Origin of the sequence: Pantoea sp. RIT-PI-b, assembly GCF_001187905.1 — a bacterium.
Lineage (GTDB): Bacteria > Pseudomonadota > Gammaproteobacteria > Enterobacterales > Enterobacteriaceae > Pantoea > Pantoea nemavictus.
This window is the reverse complement of sequence record NZ_LGIS01000006.1, coordinates 1-5,477: the sequence shown is the minus strand read 5'-3', so window position 1 is coordinate 5,477 and position 5,477 is coordinate 1. Positions and strand designations below refer to the sequence as shown.

Here is a 5,477-nt window from a genome sequence, read left to right as displayed (position 1 = left end):
CCAGGATCGCGCCGTCCATCTGCGCAGCACCGGTGATCATGTTTTTCACATAGTCGGCGTGGCCTGGGCAGTCAACGTGCGCATAGTGGCGAGTCGGGGTTTCATATTCAACGTGAGAAGTGTTGATAGTGATACCACGCGCTTTCTCTTCTGGCGCTTTATCGATCTCGTCGAACTTGCTTGCTTTACCACCGTAGGTTTTAGCCAGAACGGTAGTGATTGCTGCAGTCAGGGTGGTTTTACCGTGGTCGACGTGACCGATGGTGCCCACGTTTACGTGCAGTTTGTTACGCTGAAATTGCTCTTTAGCCATCGCTAGTCCCTCTAAGACACGGATATATCGAAGATATCGTCATATCAACCAGGCAATGCCTGACTGTTTGGTTTACAGAGAGAGAATCAGGAGAGAGATAAAGGAAGTGGTGCTGATACCCAGAGTCGAACTGGGGACCTCACCCTTACCAAGGGTGCGCTCTACCAACTGAGCCATATCAGCACATCTGGAGCGGGCAGCGGGAATCGAACCCGCATCATCAGCTTGGAAGGCTGAGGTAATAGCCATTATACGATGCCCGCATCCTGGAACTCGGCTACCTGTTCTTTCTGTAGCTTATGAATAATAAAAGAAGACCTTCTATTATTCGAGCCAGTCAGAGTTTCTGACCGACGTTGATTGTGCTAACGCACAATCTGAAATTCGAAGGTGAGAGATGAAGAACTCACCCATCAGATAAGGGCTTTATCTGATGCTCAACCAGGAGGTTGAGATGGTGGTGGGAGAAGGATTCGAACCTTCGAAGTCTGTGACGGCAGATTTACAGTCTGCTCCCTTTGGCCGCTCGGGAATCCCACCTACTTGATGGTGCCGGCTACCGGAATCGAACTGGTGACCTACTGATTACAAGTCAGTTGCTCTACCAACTGAGCTAAGCCGGCATCAAGTGGAGCGCATTCTAGGAAGACCCGAAGAAGGATGCAACAAAAAAATCGCTAAAATTGTTCTTTAGCTTACTATTTGTGCAAATCATCGCAAATCACTGCTCAACTGAAGCAAAACCATCCAAAATGCGGGCATTTTTACAGCATAAGGATAACTGGATAACTTAATACCCTCACCATCAACTGCGCTCATTTTTGGGGCACGTTGCCTTTTTGCAGTGCAAATTATGAAAATAATTTTGATATGCATCCATTCAGCGGCATTTTTCTACTGGCCCGTAATTTGCTTAGTTCTTTAATCAAATCAATTGAGGGAGGATATCGCATGAATATTGTTCAGCTCACTGCAGAAAATTTACCTCAATATCGTTACGCGCTGGCCGCACTGATGATTGACGCAATAAAGAACAATATGACAACTGCATTTCAACATTCGCGGGGAATGCAACGGCATCAGGATGCTGAGCGCTATTTTCATAGCTTGCGCGACCAAATGGCACGTCATGATTTGCTGATGTGGATTGCTATCGTTGATTCGTCTCTGGTGGGGAGTGTGCAAATGGGTATTTGCCAGCGCCCAGATGGGCAAAATCGTGCAGAAGTTTTGCAGCTGCTGGTGCATTCTGGCGTTCAGCATGAAAAAATTGGGCAGCGGTTAATGCAAGCGCTTGAGCAAAAGGCGGAAAGCCATCAGCGTGGACTCCTTTATTTAGATGTTATAGCGGGTTCATCAGCAGAAGATTTCTATCGGTCGCATGGCTACCATTATTTGGGAGAATTGCCTGACTATGCCTTATGCTCGGATGGACATTCTCATCCCAGCGCAATTTACTATAAACGGCTGCGTACCGGCTCAGCAGAAAATGTAGTTTCAAGCTACTGACCGACAAGAAAAATGTGGGCGCGCTTAAGAAAGCGTGCTCATGTTTATCATTTTACTTCTTTTTAAAGTCATACTGGTGTTACCCTCCTGCCCATTGTTCTCGTTAATTACCCCTGTGACGTGCAATTGAGTTTGATACATCGTTGTATGCTCGATGCTACAAGGTGTTGATGAATCAGTATTTGCACTCAAATGCATGCTTATGAGTAAAAAAACGACACCTCTTACTACGCCCTATTTACAGTTCAATCGTCAACAATGGGCTGCACTACGCGATTCCGTACCAATGACACTGGCTGAAGGTGAAATCGAGCGGTTGCGTGGTATTAATGAAGATCTTTCATTAGAAGAAGTGGCTGAGATCTATCTGCCGCTATCGCGCCTGCTTAATTTCTATATCAGCTCTAATCTTCGTCGTCAGGCGGTGCTGGAACAATTTCTTGGCACGAATGGGCAGAAAATCCCTTATATCATTAGTATTGCCGGCAGTGTTGCTGTAGGTAAAAGCACTACGGCTCGCGTGCTTCAGGCATTACTTAGTCGCTGGCCAGAACATCGTAAGGTTGAACTCATTACTACTGATGGCTTTTTGCATCCCAATGCGGTGCTTAAAGAACGCGGTCTGATGAAGAAAAAAGGCTTCCCACAATCTTATGATATGCATCGCCTGGTGAACTTCGTTTCTGCTTTGAAATCGGGAGCCAGTCAGGTGACAGCGCCAGTCTATTCACATCTGATTTATGATGTCATTCCTGATGGGGACAAAGTAGTACAACAACCGGACATTCTCATTCTTGAAGGATTGAATGTACTACAAAGTGGCATGGACTATCCTCACGATCCCCACCATGTATTTGTCTCAGATTTCGTAGATTTCTCTATTTATGTTGATGCACCTGAGTCCTTACTTGAAAATTGGTATGTAAATAGATTCTTAAAATTCCGTGAAGGTGCATTTAGCGACCCAGACTCATATTTCCATCACTATTCGCAGTTACCTGAAGAGGATGCGCTCAATATTGCTCGCGGACTTTGGAAGGAGATTAACTGGCTTAATTTAAAGGAAAATATTCTGCCGACGCGTGAAAGGGCCAGTTTGATTATGACTAAGTCTGCTGATCATGCGGTACAAAGCGTTCGTTTAAGAAAATAATATTTTGAATTAAACGCCCGCCATCATAAACGGGCGCTTTTTTATTATCAGAGATAAAGAATTAATTGTCAGGACGAAGTGAGATTTCGCCTCCAACCCAGGATTTAACTTCTCCATCCCGCTCCAATAATAAACCTCCTTGCTTATCGATACCCCGCGCAATACCGTATACTTCACGGTCACCAATAAGAAGTTTTACTGGACGATTAATGAAGTTATCGAGCGCTTCCCAACGTTTCACAAATGGCGCCAAACCATCACGTTCAAAAATTGGCAGAGCTTCACGAAGGCTATTAAGTAATTTTGCAGCTAATACATTTCGGTCAATATCAATTCCGGCTTCCTGCAAATTAATCCAACCTTGATTAATTTCCGTTGCGCCTTCAGACCTCATCAGTAAATTCACGCCCGCCCCTATGACAATCTGCGCGGCATCACCGGTTTTGCCCGTTAATTCAACTAAAATCCCTGCGAGTTTTCGGTCATTGAGATAAAGGTCATTTGGCCATTTAACGCGTACTTCAGGCGCGCCCAGCGATTGAATCACCTCCGCCATGATAATACCAATCACCAAACTTAATCCCATAGCCGCAGCTGGCCCCTCCTCCAGACGCCAATACATTGACATATAGAGGTTAGAACCAAAGGGAGAAAACCACTTACGACCACGACGTCCACGCCCTGCTTGCTGATACTCCGCAATGCATGCATAGCCAGAAGGTAATTGATCCATTCGATCCAACAAATATTGGTTCGTTGAATCAATAACAGGGATAACAGCCAGATTGGGTTGATGAAGATGTGACAAGATGATGTCTTCATCCAGTAGCTGAATGGGGCCTGCCAAGCTGTATCCTTTCCCCGTTACCGTATATACATCCAGCCCCCAACTTTTTAATGTCTGTATATGTTTATTAATTGCTGCACGGCTCATGCCCAGAGCTTCACCTAGTTGTTCACCAGAGTGAAATTCGCCATCCGCCACCAATGCCACTAACTTTAGTGGCACGCTATTATCTTTCATGAAATCACCTCAACGGCGTTACGTTCGCCACGAGCACCGATAAAGCGCACTTCTGGCTCCAGCCAAACATCGAATTTTTTACCGACTTTATTTCTGACATGGTGCGCTAGATCGACAATATCCTGCGGTGTAGCATGATCTTCATTAATCAGTACCAGTGCCTGCTGGCGGTGAACGGCGGCGCCGCCCATGCGATAGCCTTTAAGGCCGCACTGATCTATCAACCATCCTGCCGCTAATTTAACTTCACCGTTTGGCTGTGGATAATGAGGAATGGTTGGCCACTCCTTAATTAGCGCAACTGCCAGCTCACCTGTGATGAGCGGATTTTTGAAGAAACTGCCCACATTACCTGTAATTTTTGGGTCAGGCAGTTTGCTTTGACGCATATGACAAATAGCATTGAATACATCCCAAGCACAGACTGTAGCAGGGTTTAATTTAGTCAGATCGCCATAGCTCAGAACAGGCTGCCACTGTTTTGCCAAACGTAATCCCACGCTTGTAATGACATAGTCGTTCTTCATCGCATGTTTGAAAATACTATCACGATAACCAAATTGGCACTCTTCCCGATGTAATCGGACAATTTTTTGTGACGGTAAATGCAAAGCTTCTACGTAATGACAAATATCTTTAAATTCGACTCCGTATGCACCAATATTTTGGATTGGTGCTGAACCGGCCTTACCGGGGATCAATGCCAGGTTCTCTAATCCTGTAATGCCTTTCTTCAGAGTTTGCTCGACTAAATTATGCCAATTCTCACCTGCGCCAACATGCAAATGCCATGCTTCGTCATGGTCATCGATGGTTATCCCTTTAATTGCGTTGACCACAACAGTGCCGCCGAAATCCTCAAGAAAGAGCATGTTGCTGCCCTCTCCCAATACAAGAAAAGGCAGATTTGATCGCTGACTATTCTGCCAGGCTGTGGTTATGGCGTCTGGAGTATCGGCGATGATCAGCGTGTGTGCGCTGACCGCAAGACCAAGGGTGTTGAAAGCTTTTAGGGATGTGCTGGGGCTGGACATTTCACGGCCTTTACTAATTAATCTGGCCGTAGTTTACCTGATCGCTATGATGCGAGTTTGATGTTTTCTGAGTTTACTTGGGAAAATTGGCGTTGTTTAGATGTAAAAAAGCCCTGAACTTGCGTTCAGGGCTTCTTCACCTAATTAATGCCTGGCAGTTCCCTACTCTCGCATGGGGAGACCCCACACTACCATCGGCGCTACGGCGTTTCACTTCTGAGTTCGGCATGGGGTCAGGTGGGACCACCGCGCTAAAGCCGCCAGGCAAATTCTGTTTCGTTCGCGTAGCCCCCGCGGGCGCCGCAAACCAGTCCGTGAACAAGCTGAAAATCCGGTCTCTCAGACCAAAACGCCTCTGGCGTTGTAAGGTTAAGCCTCACGGGTCATTAGTACCGGTTAGCTCAACGCATCGCTGCGCTTACACACCCGGCCTATCAACGTCGT

Annotated in this window: 5 protein-coding genes, 4 tRNA genes and 2 rRNA genes; 2 read left to right on the top strand and 9 right to left on the bottom strand. The window is 46.2% G+C overall.

Annotation, left to right across the window (positions count from 1 at the left end):
- The 5 genes from AC790_RS00105 to AC790_RS00085 all read right to left on the bottom strand — a co-directional run.
- A partial coding sequence (locus AC790_RS00105; RefSeq protein WP_235440706.1) for a GTP-binding protein occupies positions 1–313 on the bottom strand: 313 nt, incomplete at its 3' end.
- Between the two features lie 107 nt (positions 314–420).
- A tRNA-Thr gene (locus AC790_RS00100) sits at positions 421–496 on the bottom strand.
- 5 nt (positions 497–501) lie between these two features.
- A tRNA-Gly gene (locus AC790_RS00095) sits at positions 502–576 on the bottom strand.
- A 192-nt stretch (positions 577–768) separates the two neighbouring features.
- A tRNA-Tyr gene (locus AC790_RS00090) sits at positions 769–853 on the bottom strand.
- A gap of 7 nt (positions 854–860) precedes the next feature.
- Positions 861–936 (bottom strand) — tRNA-Thr (locus AC790_RS00085).
- Between the two features lie 328 nt (positions 937–1,264).
- Here AC790_RS00085 and AC790_RS00080 point away from each other — a divergent pair.
- Positions 1,265–1,822 (top strand): GNAT family N-acetyltransferase, encoded by a 558-nt coding sequence (locus tag AC790_RS00080; RefSeq protein WP_007886342.1) that lies wholly within the window; start codon positions 1,265–1,267, stop codon positions 1,820–1,822.
- A gap of 202 nt (positions 1,823–2,024) precedes the next feature.
- The gene (coaA, locus tag AC790_RS00075) at positions 2,025–2,975 is read left to right on the top strand and encodes a type I pantothenate kinase (RefSeq protein WP_049850542.1); all 951 of its coding nucleotides are present in this window, start codon (positions 2,025–2,027) and stop codon (positions 2,973–2,975) included.
- Positions 2,976–3,036: 61 nt separating this feature from the next.
- On the opposite strand, the gene birA is transcribed toward coaA, so the two are convergent.
- The 4 genes from birA to AC790_RS00055 form a co-directional block, all read right to left on the bottom strand.
- Complete coding sequence (gene birA, locus AC790_RS00070; protein WP_049850541.1) at positions 3,037–3,999, bottom strand: bifunctional biotin--[acetyl-CoA-carboxylase] ligase/biotin operon repressor BirA; 963 nt, start codon at positions 3,997–3,999, stop codon at positions 3,037–3,039.
- Entirely contained in the window at positions 3,996–5,033 is a 1,038-nt protein-coding gene (gene murB / locus AC790_RS00065) for a UDP-N-acetylmuramate dehydrogenase (RefSeq protein ID WP_049850540.1), read from the bottom strand. Before murB ends, birA begins: the two co-directional genes overlap by 4 nt.
- A 149-nt stretch (positions 5,034–5,182) precedes the next feature.
- Positions 5,183–5,298 (bottom strand): 5S ribosomal RNA (rrf, locus tag AC790_RS00060).
- A 100-nt stretch (positions 5,299–5,398) separates the two neighbouring features.
- Positions 5,399–5,477, bottom strand: a 23S ribosomal RNA gene (locus tag AC790_RS00055); the annotation flags it as partial.

What these genes read in the sequence shown, in the direction of transcription:
- birA (WP_049850541.1), bottom strand. Translation starts at nt 3,999, where the DNA reads ATGAAAGATAATAGCGTGCCACTAAAGTTAGTGGCATTGGTGGCGGAT.
- AC790_RS00080 (WP_007886342.1), top strand. Translation starts at nt 1,265, where the DNA reads ATGAATATTGTTCAGCTCACTGCAGAAAATTTACCTCAATATCGTTAC.
- murB (WP_049850540.1), bottom strand. Translation starts at nt 5,033, where the DNA reads ATGTCCAGCCCCAGCACATCCCTAAAAGCTTTCAACACCCTTGGTCTT.
- coaA (WP_049850542.1), top strand. Translation starts at nt 2,025, where the DNA reads ATGAGTAAAAAAACGACACCTCTTACTACGCCCTATTTACAGTTCAAT.